Annotated in this window: 25 protein-coding genes; 11 read left to right on the top strand and 14 right to left on the bottom strand. The window is 64.4% G+C overall.

Annotated elements, in window-relative coordinates; all coding sequences use genetic code 11:
• Positions 1-2: 2 nt before the first annotated feature.
• The 3 genes from JOD47_RS04645 to JOD47_RS04655 form a co-directional block, all read right to left on the bottom strand.
• A complete protein-coding gene (locus JOD47_RS04645; protein ID WP_204532416.1) occupies positions 3-437 on the bottom strand; it encodes a DUF7793 family protein in 435 nt (144 codons plus the stop codon).
• An 8-nt stretch (positions 438-445) separates the two neighbouring features.
• Positions 446-1,645: a mechanosensitive ion channel family protein gene (locus JOD47_RS04650; RefSeq protein WP_204532424.1), complete on the bottom strand. Its 1,200-nt coding sequence runs from the start codon at positions 1,643-1,645 to the stop codon at positions 446-448.
• A gap of 82 nt (positions 1,646-1,727) precedes the next feature.
• Positions 1,728-2,558 (bottom strand): CPBP family glutamic-type intramembrane protease, encoded by an 831-nt coding sequence (locus JOD47_RS04655; RefSeq protein WP_204532426.1) that lies wholly within the window; start codon positions 2,556-2,558, stop codon positions 1,728-1,730.
• A 53-nt stretch (positions 2,559-2,611) separates the two neighbouring features.
• Here JOD47_RS04655 and JOD47_RS04660 point away from each other — a divergent pair, with 53 nt between their 5' ends.
• The 8 genes from JOD47_RS04660 (at position 2,612) to JOD47_RS04695 (ending at position 9,913) form a co-directional block, all read left to right on the top strand.
• Positions 2,612-3,925: a DUF2252 domain-containing protein gene (locus JOD47_RS04660; protein ID WP_204532428.1), complete on the top strand. Its 1,314-nt coding sequence runs from the start codon at positions 2,612-2,614 to the stop codon at positions 3,923-3,925.
• A 155-nt stretch (positions 3,926-4,080) separates the two neighbouring features.
• A complete protein-coding gene (locus tag JOD47_RS04665) occupies positions 4,081-5,037 on the top strand; it encodes a siderophore ABC transporter substrate-binding protein (protein ID WP_204532430.1) in 957 nt (318 codons plus the stop codon).
• A 48-nt stretch (positions 5,038-5,085) separates the two neighbouring features.
• Positions 5,086-6,108: an ABC transporter permease gene (locus JOD47_RS04670; RefSeq protein ID WP_307836195.1), complete on the top strand. Its 1,023-nt coding sequence runs from the start codon at positions 5,086-5,088 to the stop codon at positions 6,106-6,108.
• Positions 6,098-7,105: an iron chelate uptake ABC transporter family permease subunit gene (locus JOD47_RS04675; protein WP_307836196.1), complete on the top strand. Its 1,008-nt coding sequence runs from the start codon at positions 6,098-6,100 to the stop codon at positions 7,103-7,105. The genes JOD47_RS04670 and JOD47_RS04675 overlap by 11 nt, the downstream gene beginning before the upstream one ends.
• The gene (locus JOD47_RS04680; RefSeq protein ID WP_204532438.1) at positions 7,102-7,860 is read left to right on the top strand and encodes an iron ABC transporter ATP-binding protein; all 759 of its coding nucleotides are present in this window, start codon (positions 7,102-7,104) and stop codon (positions 7,858-7,860) included. The genes JOD47_RS04675 and JOD47_RS04680 overlap by 4 nt, the downstream gene beginning before the upstream one ends.
• A 73-nt stretch (positions 7,861-7,933) precedes the next feature.
• On the top strand, positions 7,934-9,319 hold the full coding sequence (locus JOD47_RS04685) for a dihydrolipoyl dehydrogenase family protein (RefSeq protein WP_275577872.1): 1,386 nt from the start codon (positions 7,934-7,936) through the stop codon (positions 9,317-9,319).
• Between the two features lie 100 nt (positions 9,320-9,419).
• Positions 9,420-9,683 carry a hypothetical protein gene (locus JOD47_RS04690; RefSeq protein ID WP_204532442.1) on the top strand — a complete coding sequence of 88 codons (264 nt, stop codon included), beginning with the start codon at positions 9,420-9,422 and terminating at the stop codon, positions 9,681-9,683.
• Positions 9,680-9,913, top strand: coding sequence for a DUF6480 family protein (locus tag JOD47_RS04695; protein ID WP_204532444.1), 234 nt, complete (start codon positions 9,680-9,682; stop codon positions 9,911-9,913). The genes JOD47_RS04690 and JOD47_RS04695 overlap by 4 nt, the downstream gene beginning before the upstream one ends.
• Positions 9,914-10,186: 273 nt before the next feature.
• Here the strand turns inward: JOD47_RS04695 and JOD47_RS04700 are convergent, their stop codons facing one another.
• From JOD47_RS04700 to JOD47_RS04725, 6 genes are all read right to left on the bottom strand, one after another.
• Complete coding sequence (locus JOD47_RS04700) at positions 10,187-10,492, bottom strand: PRC-barrel domain-containing protein (protein WP_204532446.1); 306 nt, start codon at positions 10,490-10,492, stop codon at positions 10,187-10,189.
• Positions 10,493-10,647: 155 nt separating this feature from the next.
• Positions 10,648-11,706 carry an iron-siderophore ABC transporter substrate-binding protein gene (locus tag JOD47_RS04705; protein ID WP_204532448.1) on the bottom strand — a complete coding sequence of 353 codons (1,059 nt, stop codon included), beginning with the start codon at positions 11,704-11,706 and terminating at the stop codon, positions 10,648-10,650.
• 118 nt (positions 11,707-11,824) lie between these two features.
• Positions 11,825-12,244 carry a ChaB family protein gene (locus JOD47_RS04710; protein ID WP_204532450.1) on the bottom strand — a complete coding sequence of 140 codons (420 nt, stop codon included), beginning with the start codon at positions 12,242-12,244 and terminating at the stop codon, positions 11,825-11,827.
• A 65-nt stretch (positions 12,245-12,309) separates the two neighbouring features.
• Positions 12,310-13,296 carry an ATP-grasp domain-containing protein gene (locus JOD47_RS04715; protein WP_204532452.1) on the bottom strand — a complete coding sequence of 329 codons (987 nt, stop codon included), beginning with the start codon at positions 13,294-13,296 and terminating at the stop codon, positions 12,310-12,312.
• Positions 13,297-13,353: 57 nt separating this feature from the next.
• Entirely contained in the window at positions 13,354-14,958 is a 1,605-nt protein-coding gene (locus tag JOD47_RS04720) for an AbgT family transporter (RefSeq protein WP_204532454.1), read from the bottom strand.
• A 44-nt stretch (positions 14,959-15,002) separates the two neighbouring features.
• The gene (locus JOD47_RS04725) at positions 15,003-16,322 is read right to left on the bottom strand and encodes a M20 family metallopeptidase (protein ID WP_204532456.1); all 1,320 of its coding nucleotides are present in this window, start codon (positions 16,320-16,322) and stop codon (positions 15,003-15,005) included.
• Between the two features lie 194 nt (positions 16,323-16,516).
• Here JOD47_RS04725 and JOD47_RS04730 point away from each other — a divergent pair, with 194 nt between their 5' ends.
• Complete coding sequence (locus JOD47_RS04730; RefSeq protein ID WP_204532458.1) at positions 16,517-16,765, top strand: hypothetical protein; 249 nt, start codon at positions 16,517-16,519, stop codon at positions 16,763-16,765.
• A gap of 108 nt (positions 16,766-16,873) precedes the next feature.
• On the opposite strand, the gene JOD47_RS04735 is transcribed toward JOD47_RS04730, so the two are convergent.
• From JOD47_RS04735 to JOD47_RS04745, 3 genes are all read right to left on the bottom strand, one after another.
• Positions 16,874-18,067, bottom strand: a complete 1,194-nt coding sequence (locus JOD47_RS04735; RefSeq protein WP_204532459.1) for a TerC family protein — start codon at positions 18,065-18,067, stop codon at positions 16,874-16,876.
• 68 nt (positions 18,068-18,135) lie between these two features.
• Positions 18,136-19,146, bottom strand: coding sequence for an SDR family oxidoreductase (locus JOD47_RS04740; protein WP_307836197.1), 1,011 nt, complete (start codon positions 19,144-19,146; stop codon positions 18,136-18,138).
• A gap of 7 nt (positions 19,147-19,153) precedes the next feature.
• Positions 19,154-20,125: an aldo/keto reductase gene (locus JOD47_RS04745; RefSeq protein WP_204532463.1), complete on the bottom strand. Its 972-nt coding sequence runs from the start codon at positions 20,123-20,125 to the stop codon at positions 19,154-19,156.
• A gap of 165 nt (positions 20,126-20,290) precedes the next feature.
• Between JOD47_RS04745 and JOD47_RS04750 the strand changes: the two genes are divergently transcribed.
• Positions 20,291-20,986, top strand: coding sequence for an SDR family oxidoreductase (locus JOD47_RS04750; protein ID WP_204532465.1), 696 nt, complete (start codon positions 20,291-20,293; stop codon positions 20,984-20,986).
• On the top strand, positions 20,983-21,261 hold the full coding sequence (locus JOD47_RS04755; protein ID WP_204532467.1) for an acylphosphatase: 279 nt from the start codon (positions 20,983-20,985) through the stop codon (positions 21,259-21,261). Before JOD47_RS04750 ends, JOD47_RS04755 begins: the two co-directional genes overlap by 4 nt.
• Here JOD47_RS04755 and JOD47_RS04760 read toward each other — a convergent pair.
• On the bottom strand, positions 21,258-21,998 hold the full coding sequence (locus tag JOD47_RS04760) for a YqjF family protein (protein WP_204532469.1): 741 nt from the start codon (positions 21,996-21,998) through the stop codon (positions 21,258-21,260). The two genes, JOD47_RS04755 and JOD47_RS04760, sit on opposite strands and share 4 nt — an antisense overlap.
• Entirely contained in the window at positions 21,991-23,289 is a 1,299-nt protein-coding gene (locus JOD47_RS04765; protein WP_204536440.1) for a cation:proton antiporter, read from the bottom strand. The genes JOD47_RS04760 and JOD47_RS04765 overlap by 8 nt, the downstream gene beginning before the upstream one ends.
• Positions 23,290-23,385: the final 96 nt, after the last annotated feature.

The raw sequence follows: 23,385 nt of genomic DNA on the forward strand, positions 1-23,385 counted from the left end.
GTTTACATGTCAGGTGTGTAGTGTCCCGGTGTCAGCAGCCACTCACGCGCTGATTCCGGCTCAGCAAAATAGCGCGTGGGGTACCGCGGACGGTGAACGCCGTCAAAGAAGGCAGCAATCAGCCGGTCCACTGCTGTTGGGCCCACCAGTGCCAGCGCGGCCACGTTCAGGTGATCAGCGAAAACAGTCTGCCCGGGGGCATCCACCGAGACCATCGAGTTAAGGATGACGAGCATCGGATCGCACCGGCCGGGATTCACTTCCTCCAGCCGCCGGACCAGCTCCAGCGCATCCTGCTCGGTCACCGTGACGCCCTCGTTCCACTCCACGCGGACGCAGCCTTTTTCGAGGGTGAGGGTGAAACGGCGGCCAGACTTCAATCCGTTCAACGCCCCTCCCGTCATCAGCTGCTCCGAGCCAAATGTATCCCACCTCACACGATGGGTCAGGACCCTGTGCGTGCCTCGCGCTCGTCGAGCACGTCTTCGCCCGGTCCGCTGAAGTCCGCACGCCGCCTCTCCGCCTCCGGTGAGCCGGTGAAGAGGCGGCCGTTGCTGGGGTGCAGCGCGGCGTCGTCGTTGGTTGACTGGCCGGCAGTTGGCGCAGCCGACGACGACGGCGACACCGCCTCCCAGCGCTGGCGCGGCAGGGCGTCGGGGAACCTGCTCTGGATGAAGCCGACCATCTGCTCACGGACCAGGCACTGCAGGTCCCACAGGGCGCCGCTGTCTGCGGCACTGACCAAGATGCGGGCGCGGATCATGCCGTCGGTGGCTTTGGTGATCTGGAGGGTGCCGGTGCGGTTGTCCCACAGGTCGGAGCCGTCGAGGATCTCGCGCAGCCGGACGCGCATGTTCTCTATCGGCACACGCCAGTCGAGGTCCAGCTCAACGGTTCCCAGCAACTCGGAGCGGCGGCGCGTCCAGTTCTCGAACGGGGTGGAGGTGAAGTACGTGGAGGGAAGGATGAGGCGGCGTTCGTCCCAGGACTGGACCACCACGTAGGTCATGGTGATCTCCTCGATGGTTCCCATCTCACCCTCCACGAGGACCACATCCTCCACCCGGATCGCGTCGGTGAAGGCCAGCTGCACGCCGGCGAAGACGTTGCTTAGCGAGCTCTGCACGGCGAGGCCCGCGACGATCGAGATCAGACCGGCAGAGGCCAGGATTCCCGCTCCCAGTGCGCGAACCTCATCGATGGTCAGCAGGACGCTCGCCAGTGCCAGGGTGATGATCACCGCAACGGCAACCCGCCGTGCGAGCATGATCTGGGTCTTGAGCCGCCGTGCACGCCGGTTATCACGGCTGGAATTCTCGTAGTGGCGCAGCACGATCGTCTCGATTATGGAGAGCACCGCAACCAGCAGCCACGCCAGGGCCACGATGAGCGCCAGCACCAGCGTGTAGTCCACAGGTGGGAACCAGGCGGTGTCCCGGGCGGTGGCACCGAGGGCTATACGGACGCCGAGAACCGCCAGTACGGCCTGCAAAGGACCGCGCGATTTCCGGGTGACCTCATGGATCTGCGGTACTTTCCGCAGCGCACGTGCTGCGACCCTGCGCAGGATCCACCCCAGTACGACGGCGGCAAGCACCGCGCCCGCCACGGCCAGGAAGGGGGTGATCGCCTCGAGAAAATTCATTCCCCTACCGTCTCAGACGTCCCCGGGGGTCAGTCCAATCCCGCGTCCACCTGTGGGGGACCAGTGGGGACCAGCCCGGAGACTAGTAGAGGAAGATCGCGAACCACTCGCGGTTGTGCGCGTGCAGCAGCACCAGGAAGAGCACGAAGTCGAACAACAGGTGCACGCTCACGATGTAGCTCAGCGACTTGGTCTTCGAGAAAATCCACGCCTGGATCAGGGCGAACGGGTAAATGAGCACCGGCCCCCAGGAGTGGAAGCCCAGCTCCCAGAGGAACGAGGTGAACAGGACCGCCTGGAGGACATTGGCCTGCCAGTCGGGAAGGTGGCGCCGCAGCAGCGTGAACGCGGTGCAGATGAAGAACAGCTCGTCCCAGATGCCCAGGACGTTGGTGCCCAGGAACAATCGCGCGATTGTTCCCGGATCCGAGGCCGCCGGCCAGTTCTCGTAGACTCCGGTCGGGATCATATAGACCGGCAGAAGCACATACCCGATGACGACGACGGCAAGCAGGTACCAGCGTTCTGTCCGGTTCCATTTCTGGCCGGTCAGGACCGGAAAGCGGATGGCGTGATCCTTGAAAACGAAGCGGGACAGCAGGTAGGGGACGGCGACGGCCAGGATCATGGCCGTACCCATGATGGCCATGTGGCTGAAGCTGATGTCTGTGGTGATGGGAACGGCGCTGATGATGACGAGCCCTATGGCCAGCAGCAGCAGATCCCGGAAAAGGCTCTTGCCATGCTGTGCTTTGCCGCTGAAGTAGGCGGTTGTCAGTGCTGCGGCAAGGACCAGGTAGCCGGGAAGCCTCTGCTCGAGCGCGAAGATAAGGAAACCGGAGGCCGAAACCAGTGCGGCGGCAACGACCGGCAGTATCCGGGGGCGCGCGTCAAGGCTCGCCGTGGTGATCATGGTTCGAGCTTACGCCTTGCTCCGTTGTCAGGGAGCACCCCTAGACTGGCGAAATGGTAGAAGACAACGCCCGCGAGTCGCTCATCTCCGACACCCTGGTCGAGGCGTTCAAGCCGCTGATGGAAGCGGACCCGCACGGGTTCCGGACCAAGTTCCGCAAGATGGCGGCCGATCCATTCGCGTTCTACCGCGGCAGCGCCTGCCTCTTCTACGCAGACATGCGCGAAGTGACGGACACTTGGGCGGATGAGCACACCAGCCGCATCTGGATCCACGGCGATCTTCACGCGGAGAACTTCGGCACCTACATGAGCAGCACGGGTCAGCTCACCTTCGACATCAACGACTTCGACGAGGCCTACCTGGGCCACTTCTCCTGGGACCTGCGCCGGTTCACCACCTCGCTGGCGCTGATGTGCTGGCAGAAGGCGCTTCCCGAGGAAGCCGTGCGGTCCCTGGCCCGGACGTACCTGGCCGCCTACCTGGACCAGGTCAAGCACTACGACGACGTCGGCCAGGACGATTTCGCGCTCCACCTCGGCAACACCTCTGGCACCATTCATGCGGTGCTGCTTGCGGCCCGTGCTTCACGGCGCACCGACCTGCTCGACGCGATGACCTTCGTGGAAGACCACGAGCGCCACTTCCAGGACAACAGCAAGACGCGCAGGCTGGAAGAGGCCGAGCACGCCATGGTGGCGAAGGCGTTCGAGAACTACCTCCGCACCATTCCCGAAGACAAACGGTCCGCCCTGGAGATCTTCTACAACGTCAAGGACATCGTCGGCAGCACCGGATTCGGCATCGGCAGCGCAGGTCTGCCTGCCTACAACGTGCTCATCGAGGGTTACAACGAGGCCCTGGAAAACGACATCATCATCTCGATGAAGCAGGGAAACCTGGCAGCACCCAGCCGGATCGTCACGGATGAGCGGGTGCGCTCGTACTTCGAGCATGATGGCCACCGCACCGTGATCAGCCAGCGGGCGCTTCAGGTTCACACCGACACTTTCCTCGGCTACACCACGGTGGACGGCGTCGGGTTCGTGGTTGATGAGCTGTCCCCCTACAAGGCGGACCTGCGCTGGGACAACCTCACCGAGCCGGCCGAGATCGAGCCTGTGCTCATTGACCTGGGACGGGCTACCGCCAAGGTGCACTGTGCCTCGGACGAGGACAGCGACCAGGACCTGGTGAACTTCCAGACGGAACGGGCCATCATGCAGGTAACCGAAGGGCGCCGGGAGGAGTTCATCGAGGACATCCTCACGTTCTCCCTCGACTACGCGCGGACGGTCCGTGCTGATCATGCCCTCTTCGTTGATGCGTTCCGCGAGAACCGGATACCGGGCGTTCCGTCGACCTGACGGCGCGGCTTTCGCACAAAACGTGCGTGAAATCAACGTGAGATAGTTCACGCCGGGAGAGTTTGGAAGACTCCTAAGGTAAGCCATACCTTACTCAGGAGGCACTGCTGACGCGGCTGCCGCCCTTCCTTCCTTCTCACCCTGGAGTCCCGCCCGTGAAAAATCCTGTAAAGCTCAAGGTGGCCGCCGCAGCTGCGGTATCGGCCCTGACCCTGTCGGCATGCGGCGGCACCGCGGACGCAGGCAGCGGCCAGGCGGCAAACGGCGCCGGCACCACGCTCACCGTTGAACACGCGCAGGGCTCAACGGAGGTTTCAGTGAGTCCTGAGACTGTTTACACCTTTGACCTTGGCGTACTGGACTCCCTAAACAGCCTCGGCGTTACGGTGGCAGGAGTGCCGCAGGCAACTCTCCCGGAATCATTAGCCGCCTATGAAGCCGACGGATACACGAAGATCGGCTCCATGAAGGAACCGGACTTCGAGGCAATTGCCGCCGGGGCACCGGACCTGATCATTATCTCCGGCCGCACCGCCGACTACTACGACGAGCTGAGCGAGATAGCACCCACCATAGACCTGAGCGTCGACCAGGCTGCGCAGGTTGAGAGCTTCAAGGACGTGAGCACCACCCTTGGACGTATTTTCGAGCAGGAAGACGAGGTAGCAGAACGCCTCACTGCTATCGACGCCAGCGTCGCCGATGCGAAGGCCAACGCGGCTGAGGCCGGCACCGGTCTGGTTGTCCTTACCAGCGGCGGGGAACTGACTGCGTACGGCGCCGGTTCACGGTTCGGACTCATCCACGACGTTCTGGGCGTCAAGCCCGCCGCCGACATCAGTGCGGATGGCGCCCACGGCCAATCCATCTCCTTCGAGTTCATCGCCGAGACCGACCCCGACCACCTGTTTGTCATTGACCGGGACTCCGCTATCGGCGAGTCCGGCGATGCCGCGTCGGCAGTCCTGGACAACGAGCTCGTCAACGGCACCACCGCTGCCGCGGAAGACAACATCGCGTACCTCGACGCAGCCAGCTGGTACCTCGTGGGCTACGGCCTGGGCAATGTCGAGGCCATGATCAGCTCCGTCAACGACGCCCTGACCAACTGACCGAAGATCCGGTCGCCCTGTGCGGTAACCGGCCCAAGGGCTCACCTCGTGATCACAGCAACCCCACCGGCAGAAGCCGGTTCAGCGACGGCGCGCCGCCGGTTCCCAGCGTTACACGCTGTACTGGCGGTGCTCGCCGTCGTCGCACTTTCTGTTGCGAGCCTGTTTATCGGCGTCAGCGACGTGTCGCCGGCCGCGCTCCTGTCCGATTCAGACGACGGCACCGCCGGCCGGATCCTGCTCATCAGCCGCATCCCGCGGACGCTGGCGATCCTGCTGACCGGCATGGCGGTGGGCGTCGCGGGGCTCATTCTGCAGCTCATGGCGCGTAACAAGTTCGTCGAACCGTCCACGGTCGGAACGGTGGAGTCGGCAATGCTCGGCATCCTCGTTGTCACGGTGCTGGTGCCGGCCGCTCCCCTGCTGGCCAAGATGGGCGTCGCAGCCGTCTTCGCAGTCGCCGGCACTGCCCTGTTCCTGCTGGTGCTCCGACGCATACCGCTGCGCAATACCCTGATTGTTCCGCTGGTGGGGATCATGCTCGGCGGAATCATCGGCGCTGTCACCACTTTCTGTGCCTACCGGTTCGACCTGCTGCAGAGCCTCAACAGCTGGATGATCGGGGACTTCTCCGGCGTCATCGCCGGCCGATACGAGTTCCTCTGGCTGGTCGGCGCGCTCACAGCGGCCGGCTACTTCGCCGCCGACCGCTTCACCGTGGCCGGGATGGGCAGCGAGTTCACCACCAATCTCGGCCTGAACTACCGCGCGGTAATGAGTTTGGGACTGGTGATCGTCTCCCTGATCAGCGCCGTCGTCGTTGTCACTGTTGGCGCAGTGCCGTTCCTCGGCCTGGTGGTGCCCAACCTTGTCTCGATCCTGATCGGTGACAACGTACGCCGGTCCGTTCCCTGGGTTGCGCTGCTGGGCGCGGGGCTGGTGCTGCTGTGTGACGTCCTTGGCCGCCTGATCCGGTTCCCCTATGAAATTCCGGTCGGCACTGTCCTGTCCGTGGTCGGAGCCGCCGGCTTCCTCTATCTCTTGCTGAGGAGCCGCCGCCGTGTCGCCTGACGCACTCCCACCGGCACTTGCATCACGACGACGGCGGCCCGTTCGGAGCCTCAGTCCCCGTACCTGGATCCTGGTGCTGAGTCTGGCCACCGCCGCCCTTATTGTCACCTTCATGACGATCGGCCTCTCGGGCAACCTCGGCTACGTCCTGCCGCTGCGCGCCACCAAGGTGGCGTCGATGCTGCTGGTGGCGTACGCCGTCGGTATCTCCACCGTGCTCTTCCAGACCGTCACAGGAAACCGGATTCTGACGCCGTCGATCATGGGCTTCGACGCGCTCTACATCCTCCTGCAGACGTTCCTTGCCTTCACCATCGGGACGCAGGCCCTCCTGACGATGGGCGCGGGCACCCGCTTCATCATGGAAGTGGTGCTGATGGTGGGATTCTCCTGGCTGCTCTACCGCTGGCTGTTCATCGGCGGCGGGAAATCCCTGCACCTCGTCCTGCTGATCGGCATCATTTTCGGCACGCTCTTCCGCGGGATCTCCTCGCTGCTGCAGCGGCTCATCGACCCCAGCGAGTTCGTGGTGCTGCAGGACCTGTTCTTCGCGAGCTTCAACAATGTCGAGGCCTCGCTGTTGGGGGTTGCAGCGTTGGCTATCCTCGCGGCAAGCGCGGCCGGTTGGCGCATCCGGAACCGGTTCGACGTGCTGAGCCTCGGTCGGGAAACGTCGCTCAGCCTCGGTGTGGACCACAAGGGCACGGTCACCCAGGTGCTTGTCATCTGCTCGGTGCTGGTTGCCGTTTCAACCGCACTGGTGGGGCCGATCACCTTCTTCGGCCTGCTCGTGGCGTCGCTGGCGTACCAGTTGTCCGCCGTATTCCGGCACGCCTACGTGCTGCCGATCGCCGTCCTGCTGGGCGCAATCGCGCTCCTGGGCGGACAACTCATCCTTGAGCGGGTCTTCGGATTCGACACCGCCCTCAGCATTGTCATCGAGTTTGTCGGCGGGATTGTTTTCATCGCGCTGCTCCTGAAAGGTTCGATCAAATGATCCAGCTGACCGGCGTGACCAAGGCGTACGGCTCCGAAACCGTCGTGGACTCGGTCACCGCCTCCATCCGGTCGGGCGGCATCACCTCGATCATCGGACCCAACGGCGCTGGAAAGTCCACTCTGCTATCGATGATGAGCCGGCTGCTTCCAATGGACGGCGGCTCGGTGGTGATCGAGGGGATGGACGTCAGTACGACGGCGAGCGCCACCCTTGCGCGGAAGATGGCCATCCTCCGCCAGGACAACCAGCTCACAGTCCGGCTCACCGTCCGCGACCTCGTGGGGTTTGGTCGCTTCCCCGACAACAAGGGCAGACCGGGCGCAGAAGACCGCGAACATATCGAACGCGCCCTGGACTACCTTGACCTGCAGTCCATGGCCGACCGGTTTGTCGACGAGCTCTCGGGTGGTCAGCGCCAGCGGGCGTTCATCGCCATGGTGCTGGCACAGGACACCGACTACATCTTCCTCGACGAACCGCTGAACAACCTCGACATGAAGCACGCCGTGGACCTGATGCGCATGTTGCGGCGCACTGTTGAAGATCTGGGCAAGACCGTGGTTCTGGTGATCCACGACATCAACTTCGCGTCCTGCTACTCGGATGCGATCATCGCGATGCGCGACGGCGCTGTGGTGCACCAGGGCACTCCGGCAGAGCTGATGCACACCTCCCTTCTCCGGGAGGTCTATGACATCGACATCCGCATCGAGGAGATCGACGGCAACCGCATCGGAGTCTATTTCGCCTGAGTGCACCCCCTCGCTGCCCCGATCCTGACGGAATGTCTGTCCCATGGGGCAGGATGGGAGCCAGGAGGTCGTGATGGATTTTGATGTTCTGGTGATCGGCGCCGGCCCGGCGGGCATGGCTGCAGCAACACGGGCGGCGGAACTCGGTGCTCGAACCGCTGTCGTCGAACGCGCACGGCTGGGCGGCACCTGTGTGAACTCGGGCTGCGTACCCACGCGGGTACTGGCCAAGACAGCGCGCCTGTACCGGGAGGTGCGGACGGCTCGGGACTACGGGATTGTGGTGCATGAGCCCGCGGTGGACTGGCCGCAGCTGATTCGCCGCGTCCGCACCACCGTGGACCGCGTGCTGGATGCCAAGGGGTACGGCGAGGCCATGCAGCGACTGGACACCACGCTGCTGGAGGGTGAGGCTTCGTTTATCGGGCCGAATGAGGTTTCGATTGACGGGCGCACTGTCACCGCCACCTCGGTCATCCTGTGCGTGGGCGGAAGCGCGCGCCGGCTTCCCATTCCCGGCGCCGAACATGCCGCGCTCCCCTCCGACGTCCTCGACCTTCCCGATCTGCCAGGCTCAGTCGCGATCATCGGCGGCGGCCATACCGGTGCGCAGCTGGCTACCATCTTCGACGCCCTGGGATCCAGGGTCACCCTCCTGGACCTCGCGCCGCGCATCCTCACCACGGAGGATAGCGACGTTTCCACCGCCGTGACGGAGGGCTTCCGGTCCCGCGGTGTGCGCGTGGATGTCGGTATCGGCGGTGTGGATGGAATTGAAAAGCACGACGACGGCGCCCTGGAAATCCGTTGGCAGGGAACCGGCGGCGCGCAGTCAGCACGCGTGGGAGCGGTGGTCATGGCCGCCGGCTGGCCTGCGAACATTCATGGTCTCGGGCTGGAGGCTGCCGGAATATCCACCGCCCGGGGAGCCATACCCGTGGATAATTACCTCCGCTCCAATGTGCCGCACATCTTTGTTGCCGGCGACGCCAACGGAACCTCCATGCTGGTTCAGGCGGCAGTCTTCGAGGGTGAAACCGCTGCCGAGAATGCGGTCCTTGGCGCGCACCGCACCACACCGCATCATCTGCTTCCCGAGGGAGGCTTCACCGACCCGGATTACGCGGGTGTTGGCCTGACCGAGGCGATGGCCAGGGAGCGGGACGCGGAGTGCGCCGTCGTCGTCGTTCCCTATGGTGCGGTGGAGCGTCCCATTATTGATGACCGGGAACAGGGTTTCCTGAAACTGGTGACCGACAGGCACCGCGAGCTGATCCTCGGAGCGCACGCGGTGGGTGAGAACGCGGTGGAGGTGATCCAGGCCGTTGCGTCTGCGATGGCGGCCGGCACCGACGTCGCTACGCTGGCCCGCGTCAAGTTCGCCTACCCCACCTACAGCGCAATCATTGGTCACGCTGCACGCAAGGCAGTGCGGGGAGCAGGGAAAGACTCCTGGTGACCGGACTGCTACTGTGGGACGAGGATCACTACAAAGCTTGCTTATCAAACGGGTGGCGGCAGAAAGCCGCGGCACGTGACGAGGGCAGTGAGGAGTAGCCATGGGCAGCGCAGAGAAGAAGTTTTCAGTCACCGAAGAGTCGGACAGCAAGCACCCGCAGGACTGGGGCCGGGCCATGGCCGTGGCGATCAGCCGTCTGGTGGAGCTGGCACATGAGGCAGGGGACGTCGTCGAAGACGAGAACCTCTATGGGGAAGACCTGCACCTGTACCTGACCGAAACCGAAGAGGGCGCAAACATCACCATGTCATGGACCCCCCGGGCGTCTGCGGCCACAGAACGGGCCGGGCAGGAGCAGGGATGAGCAGCCAGAATCCGGATCCGGAGAAGGACAAGGTCACCGGTCTGGAGCCGGGCGGCGGTGTTCCGCCGGGCGAGACCCCTCCCGCCGAGGCGAGCACCGGCGGGCCGCAGGGTCACGAGGAAGGTGCACCCGGCAAGGCGGCGTCGCGGATATGGCTCGTGCTGATCGGTATCTTCGTGCTGCTCGGGCTGCTGTACTTCGTCGGCTACATCGTCGGGCTATTCAGCTAGACCCACTGTTCCACAGCAAAGCGGCCGAAACCCATGGGGGACGGCCGCTTTGCTGTAGCAACCTGGACACCGACTCAAGCAACCCGGACGAGGCATCGAGCAACCTGGACTTCGGCGCGAGCAACCCGGAGACTATGGAGAGAAATTCCGCTCACCACGATCCAGGTTGCTCACCTCAACCGGCGCTGCTGCACTCAGCAAGAGTGGGGCTGTGATCGCGTTCGCGTTCTCACACGCTGACCGCGCGCAGAAGCCTCTGCGCGCCAGGTCGATTTACGCCCGGTAGTAGTCCCGAAGGGAAGCCTCCTGCTCGGCGGTGAGGCCCTCCTCCACCGTGAAGTCCGGAGAATCCTTGATTGCGTCCTTGGACACTGCGACGTAGAGGTTCTCACCGTCCAACCGGGCACCGGAGAGCGGAACGAAGTGCTCCCGCGTGTTCAACAGCCCGAGACCGACAGTCACCCAGGCGGGCTGGCCCGAGAGCCCGTCGAGATGCACCTGTGAGACGCTCCCCAGCTTCTCCCCGCTGGCATCCCATGCCGTGGCGGTCTGCAGGTCTTCCATTTCCAGGTTGTCCATGATGCCTCCGAGCTTCGATGACAAGTACCCTTACCATTCCAGTGCATAGGGCTCGGAAACGCAATGAACGAGCCCCGACCTGCGAAAAGGGGCGCCCCACCGAAGTGGGACGCCCCTTCCGCCGGTGAGTGCCGGCGTCGTACTTCGATGTTGCCTTACGCAGCCTCGGCGGCCTCCGCCGCTTCATTGATCATCGGCAGCCACTTGTCCAGCGCCCAGACCAGAGACAGCGGGCTGGCAGCAGAGATGGACAACGTGAGGGTGTTGTCAGCATCCGCTACGAGCGCGCCGGACTCCACCGCGGGAATCTGGCTCAGCAGCGGGTCCTCGGCGATTGCTTCCTTGGTGGCCTCGTCCGGAACCCAGGTCACAAAGACGTCCGACTCGAGTTCATCGGCACGCTCCGCCGACCACGGGAAGAAGAACTCTTCACCGGTGGCGTTCTCTTCAACCACTGTGGCCATTTCCATTCCGATCTGCGTCAGGAACCGGGGGCGGTTGTCGCTGGCCGTGTAGACGTTCACGCCCTCGGCATTGGCAGGCTCCAGGTTTCCGAAGATGAAGGTCTTGCCGGCGATGGCCGGGTATTCCGCTGCAGCCTCGGCGATCTGATCTTCGGTTTCGGTGACCAGCTGCTCGGCCTCTTCGGCCAGGCCAAGCGCCTCCCCGATCATTGCCGTGGATTCCTGCCACGCGGTGCCGTACGCAACCTCGGGGTAGGCGACAACCGGGGCGATCTCGCTGAGGGTGTTGTAATCCTCTTCGGTGAGACCGGAATAGGCGGCCAGGATGACGTCGGGGTTGGTGGCAGCGATCTCGTCGAAGGCAATTCCATCAGCCTCGGAGTACTGGACCGGCGCGTTCTCGGTACCGATGGCGGCGCCGAGCTCTTCCAGCTTGGTGTCCTTCCACGGGACTGAGCCCTGCTCGTTGCCGCCGTACTCATTGACCGGCATGCCCACGGGCACCACGCCGAGCGCCAACGCGATGTCGTCATTGACCCAGGACACCGTTGCAACCCGCTCAGGCTTTTCCTCGATGACGGTCTCGCCGAAGGCGTGCTCAATGGTGACCGGGAAGGCCTCGGCGGAGCCGGCTTCGTTGGCTCCGGCAGCTTCCGAGCCGCCGCCCGCCGGGCCTGTGGAGCACGCGGAGAGGGACAATACCGCAATGGCTGCTGCGGCAATCAAGCCGCGCACGCGTGTGGGGGCCATGGGGGCTCCTTGACTTTCGAGACGGCGTGAACGGACCGTCGGGATGGATACGAAAGTAAGGCTAGCCTACGCTTGGTGCTATTACGAAATGTTTGTGTTGCGTAATAGCATCTGGTCACTAGTTTCTGGCTTTGCGGGTTTCCCTGTCGTTGGCCTTCTGGATCGCGTCCACCAGTTCCTTCTTGCTCATGGTTGAGCGCTTGGGAATCTCGAGCTTCTTGGCGACCTCGTAAAGGTGCTCCTTGGAGGCGTTGGCGTCCACACCGCCGGCGGTTTCCTTCGCCGTTCCGCGACCGCCTTCCGCCTGCTCGTCGGAGGGACCGTTGGAATCCTTCTGCTCCCAGTGATCACCCACCTTCTCGTGGGTGTGTTTCAGGGCGCTGTACGCGGTGCGGTGCGCCCGTTCGCCGTCACCGTACTGTTCCTCCGCAGAGTCGAGCGTTCTGGCGTAGGTTTCCTGCGCTTTTTTGTCCGATCTCTGCAGCGTGCTGGGCAGGTCGTCGGTTTTGACCTTTCCCGATTTTGTTACCTTCGGCATCGCATCTGCTCCTTCCATAGTGGGTAGGGCTTGCATTTCCGAGGCTACCGCTGGACCCCGGATTTTTACACGAACGACGGCGCCGGGCCGGCTGCCACTGCCGCCAGGTACTGTGCGAGCGCACCGGGAGCGGAGCGCGGCGCTTCGGCCTCCACCACGGCGTTGTAGTTGGTGTTGGTGTTCACGTCATAGGTAAGGACGCGCCCGTCTGCGGTCTCCATGAACTCGATCCCGCATACCTCGATGTTGTTCCGGCGTGCGAATTCGACGTACTTTTCGATGATCGGGTGATCGAAGTCGCGGCGGAGGCTGAAGAGCTGCTGGCCGGCAACGGGTTCGATCGTTGCACCCGGCGGCATGATCGGCTTACCGGTTGTCGGATCGATGGCGCAGGCATCCGCCGGGCAGAGCTGGAACCCGCCGCGGGCGGTGTCCGCCTGGATGGCGTAGATGAACTCTCCACCCACAATTTCCACCCGTGTGATGATCGGTTCGGCTGCCTGGATGAATTCCTGGATCAGGGTGATGCCGTCCTGCGGTTCCTCGAACTCGTCCGAGGCCACGTACTCGGCCAGTTCGGCATGGCTCTCGAACTTACGGACGCCCAGGCCCTTCCCGCCCTGGTTGTGCTTGGTGATGAAGGGGGTCGGGAAGCTCTTTGCCGCGTCCAGAATGCGGTCGCGGCCGATGGCCGCCACTGTCCGCGGCGTGTCGATCCCCGCCGCCTTCAGCGCCGTCAACTGGTCCACCTTGCTCATCTCGAGCTCAAGGACCCGCCGGCCGTTGATAGTCCGGCGGCCGTGAGCTTCGAGCCAGGACAGCACTGCCCGGGCATAGTCCTTGGACAGATCATGGTCCCGCGTATGCGCCGAAGCGCTGATCCGCGACCAGAAAATACCTTCCGGCGGCGTCGAGTCGAGGTCCAGAACACCGTCGGTCAGCAGCCATTCCTCAAATTCCAGCCCCTCCTGCTCGAAGGCGCGGGCGAACGGTGGAAACCACTCGGGGTTCTCGTGCAGGGCGTAGATCTTTGGAGCTTCCGAAGGTGTCATGTTGGGTGCAACCTCGCTCTCAAACGGGCTATTCCTGCTCTGCAGGGCTTTCCGCGGCTATTCCGCCGGCGGAAGGAAGATGCCGTTGCCGGGCCCCATCGGAATCTCGAAGAAGTAGAAAACGCTGAGGATGCCCGCCCACGCGAGCCAGAACGGAATGACGAACGGCAGCATGCGGGCGATCAGCGTGCCCAGCCCGGCATCGGGTTCATATTTCCGCAGCATCGCGAGCAGCACAATCATGTACGGGTTGAGCGGGGTGATGACCTGCGTGGCCGAATCGCCCACACGGAAGGCGCCCTGGATGAAGGCCGGCTCATAGCCGAGCAGCACGAACAGCGGAACAAACACCGCGGCCATCAGCGTCCACATGGCGGATCCCGAGATAATGAAGAGGTTCAGCAGGGACGCGAGCACGATGAAGCCGAGGATCGCGGGATACCCGGTGAGCCCGATCGCCTCAAGCCCGGTAGCACCTGCAACCGCTATCCACTGCCCGATCCCGGACCAGTTGAACAGCGCAATGAACTGGCCGAGGATGAAGGCCAGCACCAGGAAGCCCGCCATGTCACGGATCGCCTGACCCATGACCCGCGGCACATCCTTGCCGGTCGCGATGGTCCCGACGATCTTCCCGTAGACCAGGCCGGGCACGACAAACATCGCGAACACAATGAAGACGATCGAACTGAGCAGCGGTGACCTCGGAAGGTAGCCGCCCTCCTCGTTGCGCCAGGGGGACCCGGGCAGGGTCACCGCAAGCGCAATGACGACGGCGAGAGCAACTCCGGCGATCATCGCCCACCGCAGAGCTGTGGTTTCCCTGGTATCCAGTTCGGCCCGCAGGTCTGAATTCCCGGTCAGGTTCGAATCAGCGGCAGCAGGGGCGCCGCCGTCGTCGTCGGTTACTTCATTCCGCGGCACTCCCTGACGGTTCAGGCGGGGCTCAAGGATCTTGTCGATGACGAATCCAGCGATGACCATGAGGGTCAGCGCGGACGCGACGTTGAAGAAGTAGTTTGACACCGGAGTCACCGGTGAACCGGGATTGGGCAGGGTCTCGGTGACCGCCGTCGTAATTCCGGCGAAAAGCGCATCCAGGCTGGTGACCAGCAGGTTGGTTGAGTAGCCGGCTCCTGCCGCTGCGAATCCGCCGAGCAGGCCCGCGACGGGGTGGCGGCCGGCGGCCTTGAACACGAGCGCGGCCAGCGGTGGGATCACCACGAAGGCGGCGTCGGACATGATGGAACCGAGCACTCCCACCACGCCCACCGCGTACGGCAGCGCCCAGCGCGGCGCGGATCCGAAGGCTTTCCGGATCATGGCGGCGAGGAGGCCGGACTTCTCGGCCACGCCGACGGCCAGCAGGATGGGCAGTACGGTGACCAGCGGCGGAAAGCCAAGATAGTTGGGGCCGAGATTCTCGGTCAGCCAGGTGAGCCCCTCTGCAGTGAAGAGGCCGCGGATCTGCGTTACCTCGGTAGCGCCGGGCACCTGCACGGTGACGTTCGCCCACGCCATGGCGGTCGAAACGACTGCGGTGATTCCGAAGAGGATCAGGAAGAGCGTGAACGGTTCGGGCAGCTTGTTGCCCACACGTTCCACGCCGTTGAGGAAGCGGTCGGTGAGGCGGCGCCGGGAGGCGTCGGTTGTTGTAGACACAGGTGCTCCTTGGATTCCGGGGAGTTAGTGGAAGAGCTGGAGGATCAGTCGAAGTAGGCGGGCACGTCCACCGGCCCGCCCTGGGCCTCGAACTCGGCTGCGACGGCACGCTGCAGTTCCGGGTCGCAGAGGTAGTCCAGCGCAGTGAGCGCGAGGCCGGCGGCGCCGTCGTAGGCTCCCTTTTCCGCCGCTTCCGTGTTGGCGGCGGCAGCGAACTCGCGCGTATGCAGCGCCGTGCCGGATCCGGCGATGCTGATGAGCGGGTGGATCCCGGGGATCCGGTAGCTTACGTTGCCGAAGTCGGTGGAAGCGGCAAGCGTGTCGGAAACGACGCCGGCGGGCAGCGGAGCGCGTCCCCTCCCCTGCTGCGCCTTGACCCAGCGGCCGGTCAGCGCGTTGTTGGTGCGGATGGGCAGGGACGGCGGATGCTCGTCCCAGGCCAGGTCGACGGCGGTGCCCGTCATCAACGCCGCGCCCCGGGCGATGTCGTCGAGCCGCCGGCTCAGGTCCTTCAGCGTCTCGGGCAGCCGTGAGCGCGCGTACAGCTTCAGCACCGCACGGTTGGGGATGATGTTGGGACTCTGCCCGCCCTCGACGATGTTGGCGTGCACCCGGTCCGACGGCGGAAGCTGCTGCCGCAGGAGGCCGATGCCCTGGTAGGTGAGGCTGGCGGCGTCGAGCGCGTTGCGTCCCATGAACGGCTGGGCGGACGCGTGGGCGGCGACGCCCGTGAAGGTAATGGTCAGCAGGCGGCGCCCGAGCCAGGCCTGGTCAGCGAGGTCGTAACCGTAGGGGTGCACCATGATCGCGGCGTCGACCCCGTCGAACGCACCGTTGCGGGCCATGATTTCCTTGCCGGAGTGGCCCTCTTCGGCCGGTGTTCCGAGGAAAACGACCCTGCCGGGAAGCCGGTCCCGCACGGATGCCAGGGCGAGGAACGCACCCACGCCGGTTGCGGCAATGACGTTGTGCCCGCAGGCGTGGCCGATGCCGGGTAGCGCGTCGTATTCGCTGAGGACAGCAACGGTGGGGCCGGGCGACGTGCCGTTGAGCTCCGCGCGGATGGCAGTGCCCACGCCGTGCACTCCGACGGTTGCGTCGATGCCGTGCCTTCCGAGCACGTCCGCCAGGACAGCCGCGCTGGCGTGCTCCTGATACGCAGTCTCCGGGTTGGCGTGCAGCGTGTGCACGATACGCGCGAGATCACCTTGTAGGGCAGTAACGCGCTTCTCGACGGCGTCCGCCAACTCCTGCGGCGCTCCCCGACGAGGAGACTCTTCCGGGATGGCTGTCTGCATGCGCGCCCGGGTGTCGGCGGCAATGGCGTTGAGGTAGGCCGGGTCCGGCGCAGTCGGTTCGGTCATCTGGGTAGCTTAGGCAACCAATCCCGGGGTAGGGCGAGTTCCTGAGCAACCCTGGGTAATAATTCCCCGCCCTCTTGACAAGGCAACACGTTGTACCCGCAGAAATAATGCCCCCGTAACGACACGGCAACACACCGGCGGGATGCTGGTTTCACCGGCGGGAAAGCCGGTTCCACTCCCGTAAGGAGCCGCACATGTCTCTGCTCACCTCCACTGAAATCAGCCGCATCCGGGACGTTGCCACGCTGCGCCGGGGCGACGAAGTCGAAGCCCACCTCCGTAACGAGGTCCATTACCGCGGCCGGGTCGAGGACACCGCTCCCGGCATCGGCGTCGTCTGGATCCGCGATGACGCTGATGGCCGCCGCGCCATCCTCCACACGGACGAATACGCCATCTGGCGGATCCGAACGGTTCCCCTTCAGCCCGGCCTGGCCGCCTGATCGCCGCTTCGCAGCTCGACCTCAAAGGCGCCGGAGAAGCGCAGGATCGTGGGGACATCCCCACGATCCTGCCGATCTCCGGCGCTTTTGGCTCGGGGGCCGCCGATTTCAGCGCGTGGGCTCGCGTTCCAGTGCGGCTTCGTGCTCCTCGTGGGCACGTGTGAGGAGCGCCTTGAACTCGGTCTCGTTGCGGATGAAGCGCTTGTACTTCTCCGGCTGCTTCTTGAGCATTGCCTCTTCGGCGCACATCTTGTCGAAGATACGCTCGCGCTGGTTGATGTCTGTCTCGTAGTTGAGGTCGAGGTACTCGATGGCATGGCGCCGGGCACCCGAGATGAGAGTCTTGGCCTTGCCCTTCGGGCTCACCAGCGAAGCAATTACCGTCACCAACAGAATGCCGACGATCAGGCTGAGGGAGAGCCCGGTTGAAATCTCGACAACTTCAACAGGCTCACCGTTGTTGATGAACGGCACGTTGTTCTCGTGAAGCGCGTGCAGGATCAGCTTCACGCCGATCAGGCCCAGGATTGCCGCCAGGCCGTAGGAGAGGTAGATCAACCGGTCCAGCAATCCGTCGATGAGGAAGTACAGCTGGCGCAGCCCCATCAGCGAGAAGGCTGTGGCCGTGAAGACGATGAAGACGCTCTGCGTGAGGCCGAAGATGGCGGGAATGGAATCCAGCGCGAAGAGGATGTCGGTTCCGCCGATGGCCACCATGACCAGCAGCATCGGGGTAAGCACCTTCTTGCCATTCTCAACGGTGAAGAGCTTGTCACCGTCGTAGTGTTCCGTGGCCGGCAGGAACTTGCGGGCCATCCGGACAATGAAGGTCTCTTCCTCCTCCACGTTCTTCGGTTTGAGGATGTTACCGGCAGTGATCAGCAGGATCAGGCCGAAAATGTAGAACACCCAGGCGAAGGAGTTGATCAGGGCGGCGCCGAGGAAGATGAACGCAGTCCGCGCTATCAACGAGAACACGATGCCGAACAGGAGCACCTTCTGCTGGTCCGCCCGCGGCACCTTGAACGTGGTCATGATGATGAGGAAGACAAACAGGTTGTCCACGGAAAGGGCCTTCTCCGTGATGTATCCGGCGAAATACTCGGTGCCGAACTGCGGGCCGGCGAAAATCAGCACTCCCACGCCGAACAGCAGCGCGATGCCCACGTAGATGGCCGACCAGATGCTGGCTTCCTTCAGGGACGGCGTATGCGCCTTCCTCACATGGAAAAAGAAATCGAAGAGAAGCAGCCCCACGATTCCTGCGACAGTCAGAATCCAGACAATTGGGGGCACTTCCATGCGTATATCTCCTCGGCAGTGGGCTGTGACATCACCGTAGTTCCACGTTCAGCGCGCCTGCAAGCAGTTCAGCTGGCGGTAGAAAGCCGATCCTGGCTGACCTGCGCCGCAGCGATGATCCGATCGAACGATGCATCCAGTTCGGAGTCGACCCGTTGACGGTTGGGATCGGCGTCATACCAGGCAAGAATCTCACGTGCTCCGAGGGCGAACGGGGTTGTGCAGGAGAAGTCCGGCACCAGCGCCTTGACCTTGGAGTTGTCGAAAATCACAGAGTGCGACTTGTCGCCGAGCAACTGGGAACCGAGGTCCGGAAGGTGCGCGGCGATGGTCTCGGACGCGACGTGGACCAGCTGAGGTTCCGGCGCTCCGGCTGCCTCGGCGAAGATCTGGTAGATCCGGTTCCAGGGCAGGAATTCGTCGGAGGTGATGGTGAAACTGTCCCCGATCGCCTGCGGCAGTCCAAGAAGCCCGACAAACGCCTTCGCGAAGTCGGTGCTGTGCGTGAGCGTCCACAGGGACGTGCCGTCACCATGGACCAGCACCGGTCGTCCCGCCCGCATCCGCGCAATGTCCGTCCAGCCGCCTGCGATGGCGATTTTCGTGTGGTCGTACGTATGCGAGGGCCGCACGATGGTGACGGGAAAGCCGCGCTCCCGGTACTCGGCCACCAGCAGGTCCTCGCAGGCGATCTTCTCCCGCGAGTACTGCCAGAACGGGTTGCGCAGCGGCGTCGATTCGCGAATCGGGAGCGCTGCCGGCGGTTTCTGGTACGCCGAGGCCGAACTGATGAACACGTACTGCCCGGTTCGCCCAGTGAACAGTTCGATGTCGGCAGCAACGTGGTCGGGGGTAAAAGCCACGAAGTCGACGACGACGTCGAAGGTGCGGTTCCCGAGGGCAGCACGGACTTCGTCCGGCTTCCGGATATCAGCGGTCAACACTTCCGCACGCGATGCCACCGGGCGCTCGGTAGAGGTCCCCCGGTTCAGGACGGTGACAGAGTAGCCCTGCGCGAGCGCCCGGTCGACGACGGCCGTGCTGATGACGCCGGTTCCGCCGATGCAGAGGATCTTCACGCGGCGCTCACCACGCGTAATCCTCAGGCGCGGTCTTGTGGCCCGGGAAGATGTCATCGAGCTCGGACAGGGTGTCGTCGTCGAGCTTTATCTCCAGGGCACGCAGGCCGCCGTCGAGCTGTTCCTGGGTGCGCGGGCCGATGATCGGTGCGGTGACCGCCGGCTGCGCAAGGAGCCAGGCCAGCCCGAGGTCCGCGGGCGAGTGGCCCAGCTTGTCTGCGAGGTCCTCATAGCGCTGAATCTGATCGCGGTGCTTCTCAAGTGTGTCGGCGGCGCGGCCCTCGAGCCGGCGGACACCCTCGTTCTCCTTCTTCAGGACTCCGCTCAGCAGCCCTCCGTGCAGCGGCGACCAGGGGATGATGCCCAACCCGTATTCCTGGGCCGCCGGGAGAACTTCGAGCTCCACGGTGCGGGTGAGCAGGTTGTAGATGGACTGCTCGCTGATGAGGCCGGTGTAGTTGCGGCGCGCAGCGGCCCCCTGCGCCTGGGCGATGTGCCAGCCGGCGAAGTTGCTGCTGCCCGAGTACAGGATCTTGCCCTGCTGGACGGCAACTTCGATGGCCTGCCAGATCTCGTCCCAGGGCGTGTTCCGGTCGACGTGGTGGAACTGGTACAGGTCGATGTAATCGGTCTGGAGCCGCTTCAGGCTGGCGTCGAGAGCGCGGCGGATGTTGAGGGCGGAGAGTTTGCCGTTGTTGGGCCATTCGTCCATGTCACCGTATAGCTTGGTTGCCAGCACCGTCTTCTCACGCCGCCCGCCGCCCTTGGCGAACCAACGCCCCACGATCGCCTCGGTACGGCCCTTGTTCACTCCCCAGCCGTATACGTTGGCGGTGTCGAAGAAGTTGATCCCGGAGGCATGGGCCGAATCCATGATGGAGTGCGAGTCCGTTTCTTCGGTCTTGGGCCCGAAGTTCATGGTGCCGAGGCACAGGCGGGAAACGGACAGGCCGGAGCGACCAAGGTGGGTGTACTGCATCAGGAAAGTTCCTCTCGGGGATGAACGGTCTCAGAATCCGCTTTCCATCCTGCCAAGCCCGGCGCCTCTGCGCTAGGGGGTAGCTTTTGAGCAGCTCCAGTGACGTGGACCCCGGCGGACCCGCCGGATCTGCGCGAAAGTTCCCGGGCGCCTAGGATTTCACCCATGACTTCCACCGATTTCCTGCCTGCGGCACTGATTACCGGGGCCTCCCGGGGCATCGGCCGTGCCATTGCCGACGAGCTCGCGCCCACCCATCACCTCCTGCTGGGCGGACGGGACCGTGCGGCGTTGGAGGCCCTGGCGGCGTCCTACCCATCGGCAGAACCCTTCGCCGTTGACGTGCGCGAGGTAACGGAGGCGGACATCGCCGGCATTGAGCGACTTGACGTGCTGGTGCACTCCGCCGGCGTGCTGCAGATGGGGGCGGTAGCTGATCTCGACGACGAGACGTGGCGGACAAGCTTCGACATCAACGTGTTCGCCGTCGCGAAGCTGACCCGGCTCCTGCTGCCCGCCCTTCGCGCGGCCCGTGGGCAGGTCATCGCGATCAACTCGGGATCGGGTTACAGCTCCGGCGCGGGCTCGGCTGTCTACAGCGGCACCAAGTTTGCCCTCCGCGCGCTCACCGACGCCCTCCGGGAAGAGGAGCGGCCCAACGGCGTGCGAGTGTCCTCGATCCACCCCGGACGGGTGGCAACGGACATGCAGGCTGAGCTTCACGACTTCGAGGGAAAGGACTACTCCCCCACAGCGTGGATCCAGCCCGCCCAGGTTGCAAAGGCCGTCCGCCTCGCGGTTGATGCCTCACGCGATTCGACAGTGGAGTCCCTCAATATCCGACCCTCGGGAATGGCATGAGCACCGTGCGCCTCGTCGCTGCGGTAACGGGCGAGGTCCAGGGCGTCGGCTTCCGCTACCGGACCCGGCAGCAGGCCGAGCAGCTCGGCCTGATCGGTTCGGCCAGCAACCGGTCCGACGGTTCGGTGCTCGTTGTCGCGGCCGGGCCGTCGTCGGCCGTTGAGCAGCTCCTGGCCTGGCTGCGCTCCGCAGATGCTCCCGGCCGGGTTGAGAACGTGGAGGCAAACCTGCACGACGACGGCGCCAGCGGACTGAGCGGCTTCGTCACCGACTAGCTGCGCCGGCTCGATTCAACCTTGCGGGGCAGCCCGAACTGGGTCTGCACACCCGGCGAATAGAGCACCGATTCCGGAGGTCCCTCCACGGCCAGGCCCGCCGCACGCACCAGGGAGTCGTCCCAGTGCTGCAACCCCGCATGCTGGAGCGGCCACGGCGAGTGGGTGTTGGGGATGTGGAGGGTCCGGCCCGCGAACCGCGAGTGCAGGCCGAACCGGGCAGTCAGGTGGACGGACAACGGATCCGCCGCAACGCTCCCGGTGGGCAGCACTGAGAACGACGACGCCGCGCCCCGGAACCTGTCCACCGAGTATCCGGTGCCGTCCACGCCGTGCCAGGCGCGGCAGCGGGACCACACATACGGGATTCCGGCCGCCCGCGCTCCCAGCACCACTGCGAGCCGGGATGCGTCGAGGGTAAGGAAGACGACGCCGCGCACCCCGTTCCGGTCCCGGGAGTAGAGCCGTACGTTCACTTCCGTGAAGGTGCCGAAATACGGTACCGGCGCCCCGCGCCCGAAACCTGCGCCACGCATACGGAAGCCGATGAGGCCCACCCAGGAGTCGCCGTCGCACTCGTCCGGAACGGTGCCGGCAGGCATCAAACGGGCTGCCGTCGGGGTGGGGATGCGCCAGTGCAGGAAGACGGCATCGCCCCAGAACTGATCCATGACGGCAGGGGTCTGCAGTGGCGGGGGCTCCGGCCACGCTGGAGCAGCGGCGGGCACCTCAGACATGGGTTTTGGGCACGTTTCCCCCGCCGTCAAGCTCGGCCTCGCGCCGGCGAAGACGGTCAAGTGCTGTCATGACCGGCGTTGCCGTGATGCCGTGCAGCACAACGGAGAGCGCAACGACGAGGCCGACGAAACCCCAGACTTCGTTCGCTTCGGCGTCGAAATCACCGTTGCTCAACCCGTAACCGAGGTAGTAGAGGGAACCGATGCCGCGGACCCCGAAAAAGGCCAGCGCCACCTTCTCCCGGACGCCCGTCTGGCCGCCGAGGAGTCCCAGGAATCCTGCCAGCGGCCGGACAAGGATGAGGAAAGCGAAGGCAAGAACGACGTCGGTCCACCCGATGGTGTCAAGGAGCCCCCTCGCGATGGCCCCGCCCAGCAGCACCAGGATGACAACGGAGAGCAGTCGCTCAAGCTGCTCCACATAGCTGTGCAGTATGCGGTGATAACCGTGGTTCCGCTCCGCTGCCCGGATGGTGATGGCGCAGACAAAGACGGCGACGAATCCGTAGCCCTCGAACGTCTCTGTGAGCCCATAAGCCAGGAACGTTGCGGCGAGCGCAACAAACCCTTCGGAGCGGTTGGACATCCGGAATGATTCCGCACGCGAGGAAAAGAAGAGGCGCCCCAGGAATTTGCCTGTGCCATATCCGAGCAGAACACCGAACCCGATGCGCCACAGGACGTCCACCAGGAACCACTGCGGGAACCAGGCACCAGGGGCGGCGCCGACCATGCTGATGGTGATCGCGAGGTACACGAATGGGAAGGCGAGGCCGTCATTGAGGCCGGCCTCGCTGGTGAGCCCGAACCGGACCTCGTCCTCACGGTCAAACCCTTCCTCACCGTCCGCAGGCTCACCGACCTGGACTTCCGAGGCCAGTACCGGATCCGTGGGAGCCAGTGCGGCGGCGACCAGGATGGCGCTGGCCAGACCGAGCCCCAGGAACACGTAGCCCAGGACGGCGAAGACGAGGATGCACACCGGCATGACGATCGCGAGCAGGCGCCACGTGGTGGACCATGACCTCCAGCCGAGCGGCCGGTCGAGTGCAAGGCCCGCTCCCATCAGGGAGATGATTACGCAGACCTCAGTGAGGTGGGTGGTGACCTCCCCGTACTTCACCGGGTCAGGCGTGGGTAGGTAGTCGATGAGTGCGAAGGCAAGGACTCCGGCCGCGAGGAACACCATGGGCATCGAGATGGGCGCACGCCGCAGCAGGCGGGGCAGCAGCGCTGCCGCAAAGACGACGACGCCGAGAACCGTGTAGATGATGCTGGGTCCCTCAAACAGTTTGAGCACTCTGGTTCCTTCTCGTCATGGATGTTGCCTAAAGATACTCGGCCAGCAGTTCTTCGTCGCGGGCGCCGGCAAGGGATGGGATACTTG

Origin of the sequence: Arthrobacter tumbae, assembly GCF_016907495.1 — a bacterium.
Lineage (GTDB): Bacteria > Actinomycetota > Actinomycetes > Actinomycetales > Micrococcaceae > Arthrobacter_D > Arthrobacter_D tumbae.

Excerpts from the sequence above, each read along its gene's own strand:
- JOD47_RS04660 (WP_204532428.1), top strand. The coding sequence starts at position 2,612 with ATGGTAGAAGACAACGCCCGCGAGTCGCTCATCTCCGACACCCTGGTC.
- JOD47_RS04755 (WP_204532467.1), top strand. The coding sequence starts at position 20,983 with ATGAGCACCGTGCGCCTCGTCGCTGCGGTAACGGGCGAGGTCCAGGGC.
- JOD47_RS04655 (WP_204532426.1), bottom strand. The coding sequence starts at position 2,558 with ATGATCACCACGGCGAGCCTTGACGCGCGCCCCCGGATACTGCCGGTC.
- JOD47_RS04745 (WP_204532463.1), bottom strand. The coding sequence starts at position 20,125 with ATGCAGTACACCCACCTTGGTCGCTCCGGCCTGTCCGTTTCCCGCCTG.
- JOD47_RS04680 (WP_204532438.1), top strand. The coding sequence starts at position 7,102 with ATGATCCAGCTGACCGGCGTGACCAAGGCGTACGGCTCCGAAACCGTC.
- JOD47_RS04710 (WP_204532450.1), bottom strand. The coding sequence starts at position 12,244 with ATGCCGAAGGTAACAAAATCGGGAAAGGTCAAAACCGACGACCTGCCC.
- JOD47_RS04715 (WP_204532452.1), bottom strand. The coding sequence starts at position 13,296 with ATGACACCTTCGGAAGCTCCAAAGATCTACGCCCTGCACGAGAACCCC.
- JOD47_RS04650 (WP_204532424.1), bottom strand. The coding sequence starts at position 1,645 with ATGAATTTTCTCGAGGCGATCACCCCCTTCCTGGCCGTGGCGGGCGCG.
- JOD47_RS04730 (WP_204532458.1), top strand. The coding sequence starts at position 16,517 with ATGTCTCTGCTCACCTCCACTGAAATCAGCCGCATCCGGGACGTTGCC.
- JOD47_RS04750 (WP_204532465.1), top strand. The coding sequence starts at position 20,291 with ATGACTTCCACCGATTTCCTGCCTGCGGCACTGATTACCGGGGCCTCC.
- JOD47_RS04760 (WP_204532469.1), bottom strand. The coding sequence starts at position 21,998 with ATGTCTGAGGTGCCCGCCGCTGCTCCAGCGTGGCCGGAGCCCCCGCCA.
- JOD47_RS04685 (WP_275577872.1), top strand. The coding sequence starts at position 7,934 with ATGGATTTTGATGTTCTGGTGATCGGCGCCGGCCCGGCGGGCATGGCT.
- JOD47_RS04735 (WP_204532459.1), bottom strand. The coding sequence starts at position 18,067 with ATGGAAGTGCCCCCAATTGTCTGGATTCTGACTGTCGCAGGAATCGTG.
- JOD47_RS04705 (WP_204532448.1), bottom strand. The coding sequence starts at position 11,706 with ATGGCCCCCACACGCGTGCGCGGCTTGATTGCCGCAGCAGCCATTGCG.
- JOD47_RS04725 (WP_204532456.1), bottom strand. The coding sequence starts at position 16,322 with ATGACCGAACCGACTGCGCCGGACCCGGCCTACCTCAACGCCATTGCC.
- JOD47_RS04690 (WP_204532442.1), top strand. The coding sequence starts at position 9,420 with ATGGGCAGCGCAGAGAAGAAGTTTTCAGTCACCGAAGAGTCGGACAGC.
- JOD47_RS04700 (WP_204532446.1), bottom strand. The coding sequence starts at position 10,492 with ATGGACAACCTGGAAATGGAAGACCTGCAGACCGCCACGGCATGGGAT.
- JOD47_RS04695 (WP_204532444.1), top strand. The coding sequence starts at position 9,680 with ATGAGCAGCCAGAATCCGGATCCGGAGAAGGACAAGGTCACCGGTCTG.